Origin of the sequence: Beijerinckia sp. L45 (genome assembly GCF_009765775.1) — a bacterium.
Taxonomy (GTDB): Bacteria; Pseudomonadota; Alphaproteobacteria; order Rhizobiales; family Beijerinckiaceae; genus RH-AL1.
Genome location: NZ_LMUU01000051.1, coordinates 32,525 through 52,248, shown reverse-complemented (window position 1 = coordinate 52,248; position 19,724 = coordinate 32,525). Strand labels below are relative to the sequence as shown.

The window sequence follows — 19,724 nt, the reverse complement described above, 5'->3', positions numbered from 1 at the left end:
GCCACGGGTGGCGAAGGCCAGACGAACGTCAGGTTCGCGACGGCAGACTTCGCTCCCGGGTCAGCACTCCCGGTCAGCGTTCAACGGTCATCCCTGACGCGATGCCCTCAGGGACCGACCGTTGCCAGGAAACTGCTGAGCGCGGTCTGCGCCTGAAAATCGAACCAGAATCCCTTATATGGGACCTCGGCGAACGGCATGTAGTTCGCGGCAGACGGTGTTCCTTGCGAAGCAAGGACATACGATTTGATGAAAGGCTCCTGGTTTTTCCAGTCGATGAACGAATCGACGTTGAGGAAAGTCGACTGCGCGACGTGGCAGGTCCGACAGTACACCCGCGGCACGCGTTGATAGAAGCTTTCGGCGTTGATCCCGCCCCACGTCGCCGGCCAACCACAGGATTGATCCGACGCGGCTGTACCGGACTTGCAAGCGGCGTTCGGAAAATAGGGATGCCCGATGTCGTCGATGTAGCATTTCTTCTTGTCGACGCCGCCGCACCATTGATACCAGCCATCGATCAACTGCGGGATGGTCGGTCGCGGCGAGGCTGAATGGACGAGGGCGTTGAGGGATCGGACCGCTTCGCGCTGGCTTGATTCCAGAAAATTCAGGTTCGCGATGCTGAAGATAAAGCTCGGCGAATCGAAAGGCAGAAAATTCGCCAGCTTTACGTTGTGCGCCGCGCCATCATAAGCTCCCGCGTGACACGAGATGCACAGGCCGGGAAGAGCTTTGGGCCCCTGGCTGTCGAGCACAGCCTCGGTCACCAGGGCGCCGTCGTTCACGTCGCTCAGGCCAGCATTGAACACGAAGAAGTTGACCTGGGGCGGCGGCGACGGCTGCCCAAGCAGAAGCAGATGGCTTTGGCTGAACGTCATTGCCACGGTCGCGATGCGTCCCGCGTTGGCGATCGCCCGAGCGATGGCCGTCTGCGGGTCGCTGCCGAACGTGTGCGTCCCGTCGCCGTAATTCGACACGTAGCATGCGATCGAGGTCGAGCTGATCGACGTGGCACTGCGGCAATGCATGTCGCGTCCGAATTGAAGGTCGGCGTTGTTGAAGTAGGTCGCGTGGATCTCGCCGGCAGCCGGCGTCGTCGGGTCCGCCGAAAAGCCGAACGTCTGCTTCCAGGCCTTGAGCGTGCCCAAGGTGGAGGTGGGATTGCCGGCGCTATCGAGGGCGCCGATCGTTTTGTAGTAAGCGGTCGCCTCCGCCTTACAGCTGGTTTCATCCGTGCAGGCGTTGCTCATCATCGCAACCGGATCGATGAAATCACCTTGGTGCGGCGGTGGTGCATAGGCGGTGCTGAAGATGCAGGGAATGCAGATGTTCGACGGACCACTGCCGGAGACCGCGCCGTTTTTGATCAGACCGATAGGACCGGTGGTTGTCTCACCAACCACCAGACGTGACGCGGCACGATCGGACCCGTCGCTTCGGGGCAGCAAGGCGCGACCACTGGGAACGATGGTCAGGCTGCCGGGCGTGTCCGTCGCCCTGTCGCTCTGCGGAATGGTGACGCTGAAACGTGTCGCACCGCCGCGTTCGGTCGAAACCTCGCCGAACAGCACGTTGGCAACGTCGGCGGTCGGTAGCGTCCAGATCACGCTGGCTTTGTCTTCGGCAGCAAGTCCCGACGAATTCGTGATCCAACGGTAGTGCAAGGGCTCCGGCGTCGGCGTGGTTGCGGCCACCGTGACCGTCACGGTGCTGCCGGGCGCGACTCGGGTCACGGGCTTGCCGTCCGCAGCGATGGTGACGCCGGTGACGGTCGGTGACGCCGAGGGCAAGACCAGATCGTTTGCGGCTCCCGTATTGAGATCGGCCCCAGAAAGGGTCAACGTCTTGGAAACGCTGGCCTGTCCAAGGGCAGCCGTCAGCGTAAGATTGGCGCCTGGCGATACGCCTCCAAGAACGTAGCGCCCGCTGCTGTCGACCGGGACCGGGCCGGCGACAACGTGGCCAGAAGCATCTTTCAAAACGACAGTGGCTGCGCTTGCGGTGGTGCCGACTGCGCCCGCCGAACGCGCGGCGATATCGCCGGATTGCAGCGTGACGACGCCATAAAGCACGCTGCCGAGGGGCTGCAGGGCAAGGGGTGGATCGACGTAAACAGACCCTTGCGCGACCGTAACAGGCTTGGCCGTGCAGCCCTCCGCGAAGCCAGGAGCCTTGGCACAGACACGATAGCTGCCGGCCGGTTGCAAGGGCGACGCAAAGAAGCCGCTTGCATTTGTGGCGCCCGCGGGCGTCCCCGCCCCACCCGCTTTGTCGTTCTGCTGCAATGTCACGGCGGCACCGGGAATGCCGATATCGTCTGTCCCAAACTTCGAGGTGAGCGCGGCCACGACGCTTCCGTGAATGCCGCCGACCAGGGCATCGGATTTCGCGCTCGGCACTGGCGAAGCGGTTTGAGGCGACGCCTCCTGGACTTCGGCGAGTGCGGCCGGGAAAAGAAGAAACGTTAAAAGAACAAAGACTCTGCGATGTTTCAGCATAGAGGCGCTCCCCCGACGTGCAGAGGCGCCTTATATCATAGGTTGCATATTCACAGGTATTCGCCTTACGGCGATTGCGTCTCAAGGCGCCGGGTAGATGTCCCCCGACGGCGGTCGTTCAGACCAGCCGGCTTTGCTCTTTCGCCGCGGCGATGAAACTCGCGAACAGGGGATGCGGCTCGAACGGCCGAGACTTCAGCTCTGGATGGTACTGCACGCCGATGAACCAGGGATGGTCGGCGAACTCGACCGTCTCCGGCAGCAGGCCGTCGGGCGACATGCCGGAGAAGGTCATACCGTGCGACTCGAGCCGTTCGCGATAGGCCGTGTTGACCTCGTAGCGATGGCGATGACGCTCGGAAATTTCGGTGTCGCCGTAGATGCCGGCGATTTTCGACCCGGCTTTCAGATGTGCTTTGTAGGCGCCGAGCCGCATCGTGCCGCCCATATCCCCTTCGGCGGCGCGGATCTGCAGCTCGTTGCCGTGCATCCACTCGGTCAACAGGCCGACGACCGGCTCTTCGGTCGGACCGAATTCCGTCGAGTTGGCATTCGCCTGGCCGCCGAGCGCGCGGACGGCCTCGATGACCGCCATCTGCATGCCGAAGCAGATGCCGAAATAAGGCACCTTGCGTTCGCGGGCGAAGCGTGCCGCCAGAATCTTGCCTTCGGCGCCGCGCTGGCCGAAGCCGCCCGGCACAAGAATGCCGTGGACATGCTCGAGGTGGACGGCCGGATCGCCACTCTCGAAAATCTCGGATTCGATCCAGTCGAGGTGGACGTTGACCCGGTTGGCAAGACCGCCATGGGTCAGCGCCTCGATCAGCGATTTATAGGCGTCCTTCATGCCGGTGTATTTGCCGACGATGGCGATGGTGACGTCGCCGTCGGTGTGGCGCAGGCGCTCAGTCACCGCGTTCCAGCGCGTCATGTTGGGCTTTGGCGCCGGCTCGATGCCGAAGGCGGAGAGCACCTCGCGATCGAGCCCGGCCTTATGATAGGCCATTGGCACGTCGTAGATCGAACCGACGTCGCGCGCTTCGATGACCGCCGTCTCGCGCACGTTGCAGAACAGGCCGAGCTTGCGGCGCTCTTCGGTCGGGATTGGACGGTCACAGCGGCACAGCAGGATGTCGGGCTGGATGCCGATCGAGCGCAGCTCTTTCACCGAATGCTGGGTCGGCTTGGTCTTCAGCTCGCCGGCGCTCGGGATGTAGGGCAGCAGCGTCAGGTGGACGTAGATGCAATGGCCGCGCGGCAGATCGTTGCCGACCTGGCGGATCGCCTCGAAGAACGGCAGACCCTCGATGTCGCCGACCGTGCCGCCGATCTCGACCAGCACGAAGTCGATGCCCTCGTTGCCGGAGAGCACGAATTCCTTGATCGCGTTGGTGACGTGGGGGATCACCTGTACGGTAGCGCCGAGATAGTCGCCGCGTCGCTCCTTGGCGATGATCTCCTGATAGATCCGGCCTGTCGTGATGTTGTCCTGGCGGACCGCCGGGCGCCCGGTGAAGCGCTCGTAGTGGCCGAGGTCGAGATCCGTCTCCGCCCCGTCGTCAGTCACGAAGACCTCGCCGTGCTGATAGGGGCTCATCGTACCGGGATCGATGTTGAGATAGGGATCGAGTTTCCGCAGCCGGACCGTATAGCCCCGCGCCTGCAGCAAGGCGCCGAGCGCCGCCGAAGCCAAACCTTTGCCGAGCGAGGAAACCACGCCGCCGGTGATGAAAATGTACCGCGCCATGGGCCACAAGCTCTATCGATGTTTTACGAGTTTGGGGAGCCCCAAATCCGCAACCAACCATGCCGTCCACACAAAGCAGACGGGGCCGGAAACAGGAAACGTGTTGTCTTGGTCGCGCGGCTTACTGGCCGCGCGGCGGGGCCGGGCCGGTCGGCGCTTCGGGGGCCGGAGCGACTGGCTGGCTGGCCTTCTGTTCTTCGATCTTGCGCAGCTGGTCGAGAACGCTGCCTTCGCCCTTGGGCGGCAAGGCCGCCGGCGCTGCGGGCGTGCTGTCGCCAGCCGGCGCGTTGCCGTCGAGGATCGAACGCTGCCCGTGGCCGAAGCCGGCCAGAACCGTGAGGCTCAGGCTGGTGACGAAGAACAGAGCGGCAAGAATGCCGGTGGCGCGCGTCAGCACGTTGGCCTGGCCGCGTCCGGTCATGAAACCGCTGCCGCCGCCGACGCCGAGCGCTCCGCCCTCGGAGCGCTGGAGCAATACCACCGCGACGAGCGCGATGACGATCATCAGGTGAACAACGATCAGAACCGTCTGCATCGAAAACTATCCAAGTCAGTACCGCGTCTCGGAGGACGCCATGCACCGTATAACGGAGAAAGGAATGCGCTCGTGTCACCACCCGCCAGGTGTCGAAAGAGACCCTGGCATCGGCAACGCGAAAGGGGCGATCTGGCCTTCAGTCCGCCCGCGCCTTCCTTCTAAGAGATGTCACTTCGATCCGCAATCCATCTTGCATCGGGCGATCCGCCTTGCGCTCCGCCAGGGGCCATGCTTTGGGCATCATTCTCGCCGGGCGGCACGCCGGGCGGGTCGCGACGGCATCCTGTCCCGCATCAGCGGGCGGCCTCGCGTCGGGAGGACACCATGAAGATTGCCCTGCGTTTCGGATTGATCCTGTCTCTCGCTCTTGCACCCGTGGCGATGCCGTCCGCCTTCGCCCAGATCAAGGCGCCCCTCAACAAGGGAGCGTTTCTGCTTTATGAGTTCGACATCACGGATCCCGCGGCTTTCAAGCCTCTGGCGGCCGAAATCCGCGCCAGCCTGAAGGACTTCAAGGGCGAGTTCGTGATGCGCGAAAAGGTCGAATCGCTGTTCGGCGGCGCGCCGTCGAACCTCTCGGTCATCAGCTTTCCTGCCGTCGCCGATGCACGGACCTGGCTGGCATCGCCCACCTACACCAAGCTGAAGGCGGACCTCGACAAGGCCGCAAGCGTGCGGTCGTACCTTGTCGAGAAGCTGGACTAATTGGTCTCGTGATATTGTTTCCGGGGACGCCTTGGGGGCCCCGGAAGACCCAGCCGCTATGCCGAGGCCGCAGCCTTGACGTCCTCGCGATAGACGCCGGCGATCGCCATGAAGTCGTCGACGTCGAGGCTCGCGCCGCCGATCAGACCGCCATCCACATCGGCGATCGCCATCAGCTCGGCGGCGTTGCGCGGTCGTACGGAGCCGCCGTAGAGCAATCGGACGTCGCTACCGCCGGCCGGCACGAGGCGCTCGATCTCGCCGCGAATGAAGCGATGCATCGCCGCGACGTCGGCGTTGGTCGGGGTGAGCCCGGTGCCGATCGCCCAGACCGGCTCGTAAGCGATGACCAGCCGGCTTGGGTCGGGATGCGCTGGTACGGAGCCGAGAAGTTGGCGTCCGACGATGGACGTTGCGCGGCCGGCTTCGCGTTCCGCCTTGGTCTCACCGACGCAGATGATGGCCGACATGCCGAGATCCAACGCGGAAATCGCACGGGCGCGGACCGCGGCATTGGTCTCGCCGTAGCTGGCGCGGCGCTCGGAATGGCCGAGAATCACGTAGGTTGCACCGGCGTCTTTCAACATGGCGGCCGACACGTCGCCGGTATGGGCGCCAGAAATTTCGGAGCGGCAGGTCTGACCGCCGATCTTGAGACGCGATCCCTGCACGAGTTTCGCCGCGGCCACGATCAGCGTCGCCGGCGGACAGATCAGAACTTCGGCACCGCCCCCGCCGCCGGCATCGACGGCGTCGCGAACCGCCTCGATCTCGGCGAGATCGGCGAGCATCCCGTTCATCTTCCAATTTCCGGCCACAAGCGGTTGCGGTCGTGCCATCGACGAAAAGCCTCCTTGGAGCCAGGCCCGCTGCCCGGATTTCGAAGATCGGGGTCGAATGCGCTCGGTGTTTCAAATAGGTCGCGACCCCCGTTAGCATCGCCGGCGGAGAACCGCAAAGGTCGCGCACGATCCGTTGCTTCGACGCCCCCGCCTTTCTATAGTCGCGCCGCAAACGCCTCGAAGCGATGACGACCGTCGGGTCCACATCAACCCCGCGCGGCAAAAACGAAACCAGAGACGAGTTCAAGCCATGATGAATCGGATGCGCGCCGCGTCGCAAAGTTGGATGGGGCGAGCGGTGATGGCGATCGTCCTCGGCTTCATCATCATCAGCTTCGGCTTCTGGGGCATCGGCGACATCTTTACCGGCTTCAATGCCAACGAGCTCGCCAAGATCGGATCGGTGCGGATCTCGGTCGACACGTTCCGCAACGCCTATCAGGCCGAGCTCCAGCGCATGGAGCAGAAGGCCAAGCGTGGGATCACCAACGACGAAGCCCGCCGCATGGGCCTCGATCGTCAGGTCCTTGCCCGCTTGCTGACGGAAGCCGTGCTCGACCAGCAGTCGCAAAAGATGGGGCTCGCGATCGGCGACGCCGACATCGCCAAGTCGATCTTCAGAGACGACAGTTTCAAGGGGGCCAACGGCCAGTTCGACAAGTTCCGCTTTGCAGCCCTGATGCGCGACAACGGCCTGACCGAAGCCGGCTACGTTAAGGAGCAGCGCAACGTGCTTCTGCGCCAGGACGTCTCGGACGCGGTGATCGGGGGCGTCGAGGTTCCCCAGGCGCTGTCGGAAGCGATCAATCGCTACCAGCTGGAAACCCGCGCGATCGACTTCTTCGAACTGCCGCCGGCGGCAGCGGGCGAGATCCCCAAGCCGAGCGACGCCGAGCTCCAGAAATACTACCAGGACCGCAAGGACTTCTATCAGGCCAACGAATTCCGCAAGCTGGTAACGCTGGCGGTCATTCCTGCGAGCCTGGTGAAGCCGGATGCGGTCACCGACGCCGATGTCCAGAAGCGCTATGACGAGACCAAAGCGATCCGCTTCATCGTTCCGGAGAAGCGCGCGCTGCAGCAGATCGTGTTTCCCGACGAGGCGGCGGCCACGGCGGCGAAGGCCAAGCTCGACGGGGGCGAGACCTTCGAAGCGCTCATCGCGGAGCGCAAGCTTTCCGATAAGGACGTCGACCTCGGCACCGTCACCAAAGGCCAGCTTGCCGAAAAATCTGTCTCGGACGCGGCGTTCGCCCTTCCCGAGGGCGGCGTGAGCGCTCCGGTGAAGACGCAGTTCGGCAGCGTGCTGGTGCATGTCGGCAAGATCCTGCCGCAGACGCAGCAGCCGCTGATGGAAGTGTCGGCTCAGCTGAAGGACGAGATCGCGATCATCCGCGCCAAGGCCGAGGCGACCAAGCTGCGTGACAAGATCGAGGAGCAGCGCTCGGCCGGCAAGACCCTGACGGAAGCCGCGGCCACTGTCGGCACCCAGACCCGGGTCATCGATGCGGTCGACGCCCAGGGCCACGACAAGGCCGACAAACCGGTCGAAGGCATCGTCGACGGCCCGACACTGCTGAAGGCGGCATTCGCCTCGGACGTCGGCGCCGACACCGACATGATCTCGACCGCCAACGGTGGGTATGCCTGGTACGAGGTCGCCTCGATCGAGCCGTCCCGCCTGCTGCCGCTCGCCGACGTGCGGGCCAAGGTGGAAGCCGGCTGGCGCAAGGACGAGACCGCGAAGCGTCTGGCGGCCAAAAGCGAAGAGCTGGTGAAGGCCATCAACGGCGGCAAGGCTTTCGCGGCCGTCGCAGCGGAACAGGGCAACCTGAAGATCCAGCATAGCGCCGACGTCAGGCGCGGCGGGTCGCCGTCGGTGCCGTCCAATGTCGTGGCCGCCGTGTTCGGCATCGGCCTGCACAAGACCGGCTCGTCGGCCGATCCGGCCGGCGGGCGCATCCTGTTCCAGGTGCTCGACGCCGTGGTGCCGCCGATGGACGCCAACAATCCCGAATTCAAGAAGATCATCGAGCAGGTCAAGGGTGGCTATCTCGACGATGCGCTGGCGCAGTACCTCGCCCGGCTCGAACAGAATTTCGGGATCAAGATCAACGCGCAGGCTCTGGCGGCGGCGATCGGCGGCGATGCCGGCGGTGGCGGCAACGGGTCGTGATGACGCCATGATCGAACCCGCTTTCGCAGACTTCGCGCCCCGCTATGAGGCAGGCGACGCCTGCCTGCTCGTCGCGCGGCTGATCGCCGATCTCGAGACGCCGGTCTCCGCCTTTCTCAAGCTGTCCGCTGGCCGCAAGGGTCGGTGTTTTCTGCTCGAGTCGATCGAAGGCGGCGTCTCGCGCGGGCGCTACTCGATGATCGGACTCGACCCGGATGTGATGTTCCAGACGACCGGCGGTGTCGCCGAAATCGCCCGCGACGCCCTGCTGGCCCCGGAGTCTTTCGTCCCCTGCCCCGAGGCGCCCCTTGCGGCGCTCCGCGCGCTGATCGCGGAATCGCGCATCCCGGCCGTCGAGGGCGTGCTGCCGCCGATGGCGGCGGGCGTGTTCGGCTATCTCGGCTACGACATGGTCCGCGAGATGGAGCGGCTGGCGCCGGCGAAGCCCGATCCGATCGGCGTGCCGGATTCGATCTTCATGCGGCCCACGCTGATGGTGGTCTTCGACAACGTGCGCGACGAGATCTCGATCGTCACGCCGGTGCGGCCGCGTGAGGGACTAACCGCTGAGGACGCCTACGCTCAGGCGGAGCAGCGCATCGCCGGCATCGTCGCGACGCTGGACGGGCCGCTGGCCCATGGTGCGAGCGCCCGCGGCGGCCAGAGTGGCGCGCCGATCGTCCCGGTGTCCAACACCGAGCCGCAGCGTTTCCTCGCCATGGTCGACAGGGCCAAGGACTATATCCGCGCCGGCGACGTCTTTCAGGTCGTGCTGTCGCAACGGTTTTCCGCGCCCTTCGCCCTGCCCGCCTTCGCGCTTTACCGCTCTCTGCGCCGGGTCAATCCGGCGCCGTTCCTCTGCTATCTCGATTTCGGCGGGTTCCAGATCGTCTGCTCCAGCCCGGAGATTCTCGTCCGCGTCCGCGACGGCGTGGTGACGATCCGCCCGATCGCCGGCACGCGCTGGCGCGGCAAGACCAAGGCCGAGGACGAGGCGCTGGCCGCCGACCTTCTGGCAGATCAGAAGGAATGCGCGGAACATCTGATGCTGCTCGATCTCGGGCGCAACGACGTCGGCCGCGTCGCCACCACGGGGTCCGTACAGGTCACCGACCGCTTCGGCATCGAGCGCTACAGCCACGTCATGCACATCGTCTCGAACGTCGAAGGACTGCTCGATCCGGCCCATGACACGATCGACGCGCTCAGCGCCGGCTTTCCTGCCGGAACGGTATCGGGCGCGCCAAAAGTCCGGGCGATGGAGATCATCGACGAGTTGGAGACCGACAAGCGCGGCATCTATGCCGGGTGCATCGGCTATTTCAGCGCCTTCGGCGAGATGGACACCTGCATCGTGCTGCGCACGGCGGTGGTCAAGGACGGCACGATGCACGTCCAGGCTGGCGCCGGCATCGTCTACGACAGCGATCCGGAAAGCGAACAGCGCGAATGCCGCAACAAGGCCCAGGCGCTGTTCCGCGCGGCGGAAGAGGCGGTCAGGTTCGGCCGATAGAGCTTGTCGCTTTGATGAAATCACCGAAGCGATCAGAAACCACTTTCTTTTCAAAAGTCAGACGTTTCAAAAGTCAGAGCATTTTCTCGGTCACGAAAGTCTGCAACTTTTGTGGAAAATGCTCTGATCAGTCCGGCAGCGGCCGCCCCACAGTCTCCGGCAGGAACCATGGCACGATCAGCCCGAGCAGGTAGATCGACCCAAGCGTCATCGCTGCGGCGGAGAGACCGCCAAAAGTCTGGATCATCGCCGCCGCCATCAGCGGGAAAACCCACGCAATCAGACGCGAGGCGTTGAAGATGAAACTCGCCGCCGTCGAGCGCACGCTCGAGGTGAAGAGTTCGACCGGATAGATCGCCATCCAGGAATAGGCGCAGCCCAGCGTGAAGAAGCCGTTGATCGCCGCGCAGACCATCAGGCTCTGCGGCGTGCTGGCCCAGAGATAGGTGAGCGGCGTCGACAGCAGGCAGCCGGCATAGGTGAAGAGCAGAAAGGCGCGCCGTCCCCAGGCGTCGGCGAGGAAGCCGGCGAGAAGATAGGCGACGACCGCGCCCGCCGTGTAGACGAGCGCCGCACTGCTGCCCCAAAGCGGCGGGTTGGCGACGCCGGCCGCCTTTGCGAGTTGCAGCATGTGGCCGGGCAAAAAGCTGGAGACGCCCCACCATCCGACCGTGGTGGCCAACGAAAGCAGGAATGTCAGCAGCGCGCGCTTGCGGCTTTCCGGCTCGCGAAAGATTTCCGCCAAAGTGAAAGGGCGTTTGACCTGAGTCGAGACGGTGCCGCCTTCCGTTGCCGCCCAGCGGCGCTCGCGCACGGACGCCAGCCACTTGTCGCTCTCCGCGACGGCGCGGCGGATATAGAGGACGAAAAACGCCGGGATGGCGCCGACGACGAACATCAGGCGCCAGGTGTCTGCACCCATCGGGTGGAACTGCTGCAGAACCATCCAGGCGCCGGCCGCCAGCAAGGTGCCGCAGCCGAATCCCGATTGCAGAAAACCGCAGCCCTTCGCCCGCGCCTTGTCCGGCCAGGTTTCAGCCACCAACGCGACGCCGGTGCTCCACTCGCTGCCCATCGCGAGGCCGGTCAGGAAACGCAGAGCGGCAAACATCCAGAAGCTGGTGGAAAACGCGGTGAGCCCGCTGAGCAGCGCATAGGCCAATACCGAAAGCATCATCATCCGTTTGCGGCCGAGATAATCGGCCATGATGCCGCCGATCAGCCCGCCGATGCCCCAGCCGAGCAGCGTGATGGAAATGGCGGCGCCGCCCCAGATCGCCCCCATACTCGCCTGATCCGGCGTGAGCAGGCTCTTGAGCACCATCGGGACGACGAGGAAAAGCGCGAAGGATTCGAAGCCGTCGAAAATCCAGCCCATGAAGCTTGCCGCGAGGATGCGCCAATGGGCGGGCGTCAAATCGGCGGCCCAGCCGCGCGCCGAAGCGCGCGTCACGTTTGCGACATCCATGGACGATTCCTCCGATATTTTAAGCGTCTTCTACCTCAAATCACCTCCAGCACCATGCTGTCGCGATGCTCGCGGCCATATTCGTCCACCGCCTTGACCTTGATCGCGTAGGTCCCCTGCCGCAGGCCGGCCGGCAGTTTCGCCGTCCAGATATGCGACGATGCCATCGGCTTGACCCAGGGTTTGATCGTGTCGGGATAGCGGCCGTAGACCTGCTGGATGAACGGGTCGGGCCGGCTGATCCGCAGCATCGTCAGCGGCGGCCCGCCGTCGATAAAGCCGGTCACCACCGTCTTCGGGCCGCCGTCGAACACGTTGACCAGGACGGTGGCGCCTCCGGCCTGGTCGGCGGTGATCGGCGAGCGCAGCAGCTCCGACATCGTCACGGTGCGGAACACTTCGTGGTCGTCCTGGTGCGCCTGCGCCTCGATGACGATGCGCATCTGCTTGCCCCCTGGCTCCGCCGCCGGCACGAAGCGCGTCGTGTAGCTTGCGCCGTCGACGGACAGGATGTGAAAGCCGTTTGGTGTGCCATCATAGCTGTCGGCGCAGGCGATGCCGCGGTGATCGAGCGGGCCGCTCCACCAGGAGCCGGAGACCGCCGTCAGCACATGATGGTGATGTGGCGTCGCGCCGGAAAAGCCGTCCGCCGCACCGAGATAGTGATGCTCCGTCGAATGGGTGTGGCCGGCGAAACTGACGCTCGGCCTGTCGCCGAGGAGCTTCAGCAGATCCGCGGCATTCACGGTGTTCATCGCGAGGTTGGCGGGATCAAGATAGGTCGTCAGCGGGATGTGCATGACGAGCACGATCAGCCGATCCGCCGGCGTCTCCTTGAGAAGGGCGGCGACGAAGGCGAGCTGGTCGGCGCCGAAGAAGCCGCGATACTTGCCGCTCTTGCCGGGCTTCGTCGAGTCGGGGCCGAGGTAATCGACATTGTCGAGCATGACGAAGGTCGCGCCGGCATATTCATGCGCGTAATAGGTCGCGCCGAACACGCGCTTGAAGGTTTCGCGCGAGTGCCTGGCGTCGGGGGCTTCGAAGTTCAGGTCGTGGTTGCCGCCGATGTTCCACCACGGCAGGCCGATCTTGCCGATGATCCGGTTGTAGCGGTTGTACATCGACAGGTCGTCGAACATCAGATCGCCGCAGGTGATGCCGAAGGCGGCTTCGATGCCGATCAGCCCCGACACGACGTCGTCGCGGACGTATTCGATCTCGGCCGTCGATTCCGGCTGCGGATCGGTCAGGAGCACGACGTCGAAACGGCTGGGTTCCGGCACGCGGATCAGCGGGAAATCGATGAAATTCGGCAGGAAACCGGTCGGCAATAGGCCGGGATAGCGCAGGCCGAGGGTTTCCGGCGTACCGTCCGGCTCGTAGACATAGGAGAACAAGGGCAGATGCGTGTCGAGATTGCCGGGTACGGCGAAGCCCGAGGGCTTGATGACGAACACCGTCATCCCCGGCTCGATCGGCAGGGTGTAACGCCCGTTGGCATCCGTGCGGACCACCTCGCGGCCGTTGGACACGAGCACGCCGGGCAGCGGCAGGTCGGTGATGGCATGGCCGCCGGTGCGGGAAATATCCTCGCGCACCGTGCCGGTGACCGTGGCCGGCGTCTGCGCCTCGGCAGCGCCGCCCGTCGCGGCGGCCAAAGTCACCGCGGCGCCCGCGACCATGACGTCCCGTCGTGTCGGCTCATTGGATGCCATGCTCGATCTCCGATTCCCTGGTTCGCAGCTTAACCGAAACAGAGCGTCACGAAGAAGGCGTGACGATCGAGGGCAAGGCTGCGCTTGACCTGCGCCGCGCGGGAGAACGATAAAGCCGCCATGGCCAAAATCCGCGTCGTCCTCGTCGACAATTACGACAGCTTTACCTGGAACCTGGTGCACGATTTCGGTGCGCTCGGCGTGAGCGTCGACGTCGTGCGCAACGATGCGATCAGCGTCGACGATCTGATCGCCAGTCGCCCGGACGCCATCGTCCTATCACCGGGTCCCTGCGCCCCGAAGGACGCCGGCATCTGCCTCGACGTCATCAAGCGGGCCGGCCAGACGATTCCGATCTTTGGGGTCTGTCTTGGTCACCAAGCCATCGGCGAAGCCTTTGGCGGCGACGTCGTTCGCGCGCCCCTGCCGGTGCACGGCAAGGTGGCGACGATCGAGCATCGCGGCGAAACCCTGTTCCACGGCATCGCCCAGCCGTTTCAGGCGACCCGCTATCACTCGCTCGTCGTCGAGTGGTCGAGCCTGCCGCCGGTTCTGAACGTCACGGCGGAAACCGACGGGCTGATCATGGCGCTGTCGCACAAAACCCTGCCGATCCATGGCGTCCAGTTCCATCCCGAAAGCATCGCCTCGGAAAACGGTCGCGTGATCATGAAGAACTTTCTCGATCTTGCGGCGTCCTGGAACGCGCATCTCCGCGTCGGCGCGGCGTAATGGATCCGTTCAAACCGCTCCTGGCGCAGGTCGCGACCGGCATCCCGCTGTCGCGAACCGAGGCCGAGGCCGCCTTCCATCACCTTCTCGCCGGCGAAGCGACGTCGGCGCAGATGGGCGCCTTCCTCATGGGCCTTCGCGTCCGCGGCGAGACCGTCGATGAGCTGACCGGCGCCGTCGCGGCGATGCGCGCCAAGATGCTCCGGGTCAGGGCGCCGGCCAACGCCATCGACATCGTCGGCACCGGCGGCGACGGCCACGGCACCTACAACGTCTCGACGCTCGCCGCGATCATCGTCGCGGCCTGCGGCGTCACCGTCGCCAAGCACGGCAACCGGGCGGCGTCCTCGCGCTCCGGCTCCAGCGACGTGTTGGCGGCGCTCGGCGTCGTCGTCGGTGGCAGCCCCGCGGACATCGAGCGCTGCCTCGCCAAAGCCAACATCGGCTTCATGTCGGCGCAGGCGCATCACGCGGCAATGCGCCATTTCGCGGCGGTGCGCGCCGATCTCGGCGTGCGCACGATCTTCAACCTGCTCGGGCCGCTGTCCAACCCGGCGGGCGTGAAGCGGCTGCTCGTCGGTGTTTTCGCGCCGGCCTGGTTGGAGCCGCTGGCCCGCGTGCTCGGCAATCTCGGCGCCGAACGGGCGTGGCTGGTCCACGGCTCGGACGGTCTCGACGAGATCACCACCACCGGCCCGACCACCATCGTCGAAATCGAGGACGGTGCGCTAAAAACCGTCGAGATCAAGCCCGAGGACTATGGGCTGGCGCGACGGAGCCTCGCCGACCTGCGCGGTGGCGATCCCGCCCATAATGCAGCGGCGCTCCGCGGCGTGCTCGATGGGGCGCAAAATGCCTATCGCGACATAGCGGTGTTCAATGCGGCTGCGGCCCTGCGCGTCGCCGATCGCGTGCCCGATCTGCAAGCCGGCGTCGCGCTGGCGCAGAGCGCGATCGACGACGGCCAGGCCAAGGCCGTGCTCGACCGGCTGGTCCTTGTCTCCAACGGCGGCAATCCTGCCGCAGTAGGGTAATATGATGGCCGACATTCTCAAGACGATCGAAGCCTACAAGCGCCGCGAGATTCTCGACGCGATGGCGCTGGTGCCGATGCCGGCGATGATGGCGCGGGCCGAGGCGCAGACGCCGCCGCGCGGCTTCGTCAAGGCGATCGAGGCCAAGCATCGCGCCGGCGCATTGGCGCTGATCGCCGAGGTCAAAAAAGCGAGCCCCTCCAAGGGGCTGATCCGCGAAGACTTCGACCCGCCGGCGCTGGCGCAGGCCTACGAGGCCGGCGGCGCGGCCTGCCTGTCGGTGCTGACCGACAGACCGTCGTTCCAGGGCGATCTCGACTTTCTCGATGCCGCGCGCGGCGCCACGACCCTGCCCGCGCTGCGCAAGGATTTCATGTTCGAGCGCTATCAGGTCGCGGAAGCGCGCGCGCATGGCGCGGATTGTATTCTGATCATCATGGCATGCCTCGACGACGTCATCGCCGCCGATCTCTGCGCCGCCGCGCACGAGCTGAGGATGGACGTGTTGGTCGAGGTCCACGACGAGGCCGAACTTTTGCGCGCGCTAAAACTCGATACGCCGCTGCTCGGCATCAACAACCGCGATCTCCGCACCTTCGAGACCTCGCTGACCGTGTCCGAGCGTCTCGCTGCCAAGGTGCCTGATGATCGCATCCTTGTCGGCGAGAGCGGCATCTTCACCCATGCCGACTGCCTGCGGCTGCGCGCCGTCGGCTTCCAGACCTTTCTGGTCGGCGAGAGCCTGATGCGCCAAGACGACGTCGCCGCCGCGACGCGGATGCTGCTGCAGGCCGACGTCACGGCCGCGATATGACGACCATCATCTATGACCACGGCGTGCGTCTCCCTCCCCCTTGCGGGGAGGGGCTAGGGGTGGGGGTCCATCCGTCTGCTCGTCACTTAAAGATCGAAGAACAGCGTGACCACCACCCCCACCCCTCCCCGCAAGGGGGAGGGGAAGCCGCCTCGACCGTCGTGCTCCCATGAGCAAGCTCACCCACCTCGACGCAAGCGGCGCGGCGCACATGGTCGACGTCTCCGGCAAGGCGGTGACGGAGCGCGTCGCCGTCGCCGAAGGCCGCATCACGATGCTGCCGGCGACGCTCGATCTCGCGCTCTCCGGCACCGCCAAGAAGGGCGATGTCGTGGCCACCGCCCGGATCGCCGGGATCATGGCGGCCAAGAGGACGGCGGACCTGATCCCGCTGTGTCATCCGCTCGCGTTGACCAAAGTCACCGTCGACATCGAGGCCGACACCGCCCTGCCCGGCTTCCGGGTCAAGGCGCTAACCAAGGTTTCCGGCCAGACCGGCGTCGAGATGGAAGCGCTCACCGCCGTCTCCGTCGCCTGCCTTACCCTCTACGACATGCTGAAAGCGGTCGATCGCGGCATGCGGATCGAAGGTATCGCCCTCCTCGAAAAGACCGGCGGCAAGTCCGGCGATTGGACAGCGCGATGAGTGATGGCCTGCTTTCCGTCGCCGAGGCCCTCGCGCGCGTCCTCGCGTCGGCTAAGGCGATGCCGACGGAGATGGTGCCGCTGCACCTCGCGCGTGGCCGGACGCTTACGGAAGATTTGAAGGCGATGCGTACCCAGCCGCCCGTCGCAATGTCGGCCATGGACGGCTACGCCGTGCGCGCCGCCGATCTCGCAGCAGGCGCGCCGCCGCTTCAACTCGTGGGCCAGAGCGCGGCCGGCCTACGCTACGGCGCGACGTTGCAGCCGGGCGAAACGGTCCGAATCTTCACCGGAGCGCCGGTGCCGGACGGCGCCGACACGATCCTGATTCAAGAAGACGCCATCGCCGATGGCGACCGGATCCGTGCGACGGCCGTCCCGCTCGCCGGCCGCAACATCCGTCGCGCCGGTCTGGATTTCACCTTTGGCGAAATGCTGTTGCCCGCCGGCACGCGTCTCGGCGCGGCGGAACTGGCGCTGGCCGCCGCGATGGACCATCCACGCGTGCCCGTCGCCCGCAAGCCGCTGGTCGCGATCATCGCCACCGGCGACGAGCTCGTGCAGCCGGGTGCGCATGCCGGCCGAGACCAGATCGTCGCTTCGAACAGCTTTGCGATCGCGGCCTTCGTGGACGCGGCCGGCGGCACGGTGCTGGATCTCGGCATCGTCGTCGACCAGTTGGAGCCGCTCGTCGCGGCGATCCGTGCCGCACGCGACGCCAAGGCGGATATCCTCATCACGCTGGGCGGCGCGTCCGTCGGCGATCACGATCTGGTGAAGCCGGCCCTCGCCGAGGAAGGCATGGAGCTCGGCTTCTGGCGCATCGCCATGCGGCCCGGCAAGCCGCTGATCCACGGGCACCTCGGCGCCATGGCGATCCTCGGCCTCCCGGGCAATCCGGTTTCATCGATCGTCTGCAGCGCTTTGTTTCTCGTGCCGCTGGTCCGCGCTTTGTCCGGCGACAAGACCGCCCATATCGATCGCAGCGAACCCGCAATCCTCGGTGTGGCGCTCAAGGCCAATGACAAGCGCCAGGATTATATGCGCGCGGCATTGACGCTGCGCGACGACGGCACGCCGGTCGCCGTGCCGAACATCGTGCAGGATTCGTCGATGTTGCGGGTGCTTGCGCAGGCGCAATGCCTGGTGATCCGCGAACCCAACGCGCCCGCGGCCGAAGCCGGCGCCCCCTGCCGGATCTTGCGCTTCGAGCAGGGCTGGTGACGCGAGTCGCGAACCACAACCCAAGTCGCCACGCAGCCTTGGCTGAACGTATTAGTTGTTTTCGCCGATACGGCGGCATAGTGTTGCGTTCGATACGACGGCGTCATTTCCGCGCTGCGCCGACATTATAACTCATTGTCTTTTCGGCTGAATTCGTTTGGAGGCAGGGATGAAGTCGTCCGCGCTTTTGGCGTCCGCTGTGATGGTCGCGATCCTCGGGGGGCACGCCCATGCAGCCGAGACGGCGCCGACCTATATGGACCAGGGGCCGAACTGGACGGCAGTTACCCGCGGCGATTTCTACAAGCAGGACCAGGGCTCGAAAATGATCCCGCTGCCGTGGTTGCAGGCGCTGCAGCAACCGAACGGCATGCCGTTTCTCGCGGATCATCTCGGCCGCTACGGCTATCTCGCCAATCCGGATAGCCCCGATGGACTGCCCGTCGGGTTTACGGCATCGGGCCCGGCCCCGGTCAAGATCGCGGGCATGACGTGTTCGGCCTGCCATACCCGCGACATCACGGTGGCCGGCACGACCTATCGGGTCGACGGCGGCCCGGCCTTCACCGACTTTCAAAGCTTTCTTGCGGACCTCGACACGGCGGTCTCGCATATCCTGACCGACGGGCCCGCCTTCACGACCTTCGCCAATGAGGTTTTGGCACAAACGGGCGCGAACAGCGAGGATGCGACGGCGCTCCACCAGGAGGTCCAGGCCTGGTATCTGCGCTACCACACCCTCGTCAGTAAGGCGCTGCCGCCAAAACCATGGGGGCCGGTGCGGCTCGACGCCGTCGGGATGATCTTCAATCGCCTGACGGGGCTCGATCTCGGACCCCCGCCCAGCTGTCTCATTCCCGAGAACATCCATGTCGCCGATGCGCCGGTCCGCTATCCCTTCCTGTGGAACGCTCCGATTCAGGACCGCACGCAATGGCCGGGCTTCGCGGCGAACGGCAACGATCTCCTCGCCCTGTCACGCAATCTCGGCGAAGTCTACGGCGTCTTCGGGATTTTCGAGCCCACGAAAGAGAGCTGGTGGCACCTGCTCCGGATCAATTATCTTGCAAACAATTCGGCCAACTTCGACGGCCTGAACACGCTTGAGACGCTCGTCAAGAAGATCGGCCCGCCGAAGTGGCGCTGGCCAGTCGACCCCGCCTTGGTGGCGGCGGGAAAAGTCGTCTTCGATCGGCCGCAAGCCACTGGCGGCTGCGTCGAATGCCACGGTATCGTCAAAAAGTCGGATCCCATTTTCGGCAACGAAACCTGGGTGACCCCGGTCCAGAACGTCGGGACGGATACGCGGGAATATGACGTGCTGGCGTGGACGGCGAAAACCGGGACGCTCGATGGCGCCTCCATCCCGTTCCTGACGGCGCCGCTGAAAGCGACCGATAAGGCGTTTAACACTCTTGCCCTATCGGTCATCGGCTCGATCCTGCAATACTACATCCCGATCGCGCGTCTCGCCGTCGAGGACACGCGTCTCAAGGCGATCTTCGACATCAAGGCCAAGATTGCTGGCGACGCCAAAGCGATCCAGTTGAAGAGCCTGCCGCCGAACCTGCGCACGCTGCAGGGCGCCTTCCGGGCTCCCGGACCGAAGGAAAAGTCGCTGGGGACGACGACCACCGCGCCCGGCGAGGCGCCGGTGAACGCCTACGAATCGCGGGTGCTGGAAGGGATCTGGGCCGCCGCGCCCTACCTGCACAACGGCTCGGTGCCGACGCTGAGCGATCTGCTCAAGACCGCTGCCGAGCGCCCGGTCCGCTTCAAGATCGGCCCGGCCTACGACATCGACAAGGTCGGCATTGCGGCCGACCAGACGAAGTTCGACTACACGCTCGAGACGACCGATTGCAGCCAGCCCAACTCCGGCGACAGCCGCTGCGGTCACGAATATGGCACGACCACACTGACCGCGGACGAGAAGAAGGCCTTGCTGGAATATCTGAAGACGCTTTAAGCGCGAGGCCGCCGAGGCGCCATCGACAGGCTACTCCCGCCACGTGGACGTGACACGCCTCGTCAGGTCCGGCCCCGAGTGGCATGCGCCCTTTCATTGCG

Annotated in this window: 15 protein-coding genes; 9 read left to right on the top strand and 6 right to left on the bottom strand. The window is 65.2% G+C overall.

The genetic code is table 11. The features are described 5' to 3' along the window. Positions 1-107: 107 nt before the first annotated feature. The 3 genes from GSQ79_RS05015 to secG form a co-directional block, all read right to left on the bottom strand. Complete coding sequence (locus tag GSQ79_RS05015; protein WP_158807634.1) at positions 108-2,402, bottom strand: carboxypeptidase-like regulatory domain-containing protein; 2,295 nt, start codon at positions 2,400-2,402, stop codon at positions 108-110. A gap of 217 nt (positions 2,403-2,619) precedes the next feature. Beyond that, complete coding sequence (locus GSQ79_RS05010; protein WP_158807633.1) at positions 2,620-4,248, bottom strand: CTP synthase; 1,629 nt, start codon at positions 4,246-4,248, stop codon at positions 2,620-2,622. Positions 4,249-4,369: 121 nt separating this feature from the next. After that, entirely contained in the window at positions 4,370-4,783 is a 414-nt protein-coding gene (secG, locus tag GSQ79_RS05005; protein WP_158807632.1) for a preprotein translocase subunit SecG, read from the bottom strand. Between the two features lie 327 nt (positions 4,784-5,110). Here secG and GSQ79_RS05000 point away from each other — a divergent pair, with 327 nt between their 5' ends. Continuing rightward, entirely contained in the window at positions 5,111-5,491 is a 381-nt protein-coding gene (locus tag GSQ79_RS05000) for a DUF1330 domain-containing protein (RefSeq protein ID WP_158807631.1), read from the top strand. A gap of 56 nt (positions 5,492-5,547) precedes the next feature. On the opposite strand, the gene tpiA is transcribed toward GSQ79_RS05000, so the two are convergent. After that, positions 5,548-6,330, bottom strand: a complete 783-nt coding sequence (tpiA, locus tag GSQ79_RS04995) for a triose-phosphate isomerase (RefSeq protein ID WP_158807630.1) — start codon at positions 6,328-6,330, stop codon at positions 5,548-5,550. A 253-nt stretch (positions 6,331-6,583) separates the two neighbouring features. Between tpiA and GSQ79_RS04990 the strand changes: the two genes are divergently transcribed. Both GSQ79_RS04990 and trpE read left to right on the top strand, forming a co-directional pair. After that, entirely contained in the window at positions 6,584-8,509 is a 1,926-nt protein-coding gene (locus GSQ79_RS04990; protein ID WP_158807629.1) for a SurA N-terminal domain-containing protein, read from the top strand. A 7-nt stretch (positions 8,510-8,516) separates the two neighbouring features. After that, positions 8,517-10,022, top strand: a complete 1,506-nt coding sequence (gene trpE, locus GSQ79_RS04985; RefSeq protein ID WP_158807628.1) for an anthranilate synthase component I — start codon at positions 8,517-8,519, stop codon at positions 10,020-10,022. A 127-nt stretch (positions 10,023-10,149) separates the two neighbouring features. On the opposite strand, the gene GSQ79_RS04980 is transcribed toward trpE, so the two are convergent. After that, on the bottom strand, positions 10,150-11,490 hold the full coding sequence (locus GSQ79_RS04980; protein WP_158807627.1) for an MFS transporter: 1,341 nt from the start codon (positions 11,488-11,490) through the stop codon (positions 10,150-10,152). Between the two features lie 35 nt (positions 11,491-11,525). Next, complete coding sequence (locus GSQ79_RS04975; RefSeq protein ID WP_158807626.1) at positions 11,526-13,205, bottom strand: calcineurin-like phosphoesterase family protein; 1,680 nt, start codon at positions 13,203-13,205, stop codon at positions 11,526-11,528. Positions 13,206-13,325: 120 nt separating this feature from the next. On the opposite strand from GSQ79_RS04975, the gene GSQ79_RS04970 reads away from it, so the two are divergent. The 6 genes from GSQ79_RS04970 (at position 13,326) to GSQ79_RS04945 (ending at position 19,623) form a co-directional block, all read left to right on the top strand. Continuing rightward, a complete protein-coding gene (locus tag GSQ79_RS04970) occupies positions 13,326-13,937 on the top strand; it encodes an aminodeoxychorismate/anthranilate synthase component II (protein ID WP_158807625.1) in 612 nt (203 codons plus the stop codon). Further along, positions 13,937-14,971, top strand: coding sequence for an anthranilate phosphoribosyltransferase (gene trpD / locus GSQ79_RS04965; RefSeq protein ID WP_158807624.1), 1,035 nt, complete (start codon positions 13,937-13,939; stop codon positions 14,969-14,971). The genes GSQ79_RS04970 and trpD overlap by 1 nt, the downstream gene beginning before the upstream one ends. Positions 14,972-14,975: 4 nt before the next feature. Beyond that, positions 14,976-15,785 carry an indole-3-glycerol phosphate synthase TrpC gene (gene trpC / locus GSQ79_RS04960; RefSeq protein WP_158807623.1) on the top strand — a complete coding sequence of 270 codons (810 nt, stop codon included), beginning with the start codon at positions 14,976-14,978 and terminating at the stop codon, positions 15,783-15,785. Positions 15,786-15,954: 169 nt separating this feature from the next. After that, positions 15,955-16,431, top strand: a complete 477-nt coding sequence (gene moaC / locus GSQ79_RS04955) for a cyclic pyranopterin monophosphate synthase MoaC (protein ID WP_158807622.1) — start codon at positions 15,955-15,957, stop codon at positions 16,429-16,431. After that, entirely contained in the window at positions 16,428-17,654 is a 1,227-nt protein-coding gene (glp, locus tag GSQ79_RS04950) for a gephyrin-like molybdotransferase Glp (RefSeq protein ID WP_158807621.1), read from the top strand. The genes moaC and glp overlap by 4 nt, the downstream gene beginning before the upstream one ends. A gap of 169 nt (positions 17,655-17,823) precedes the next feature. Next, a complete protein-coding gene (locus GSQ79_RS04945) occupies positions 17,824-19,623 on the top strand; it encodes a di-heme-cytochrome C peroxidase (RefSeq protein ID WP_210253009.1) in 1,800 nt (599 codons plus the stop codon). Positions 19,624-19,724: the final 101 nt, after the last annotated feature.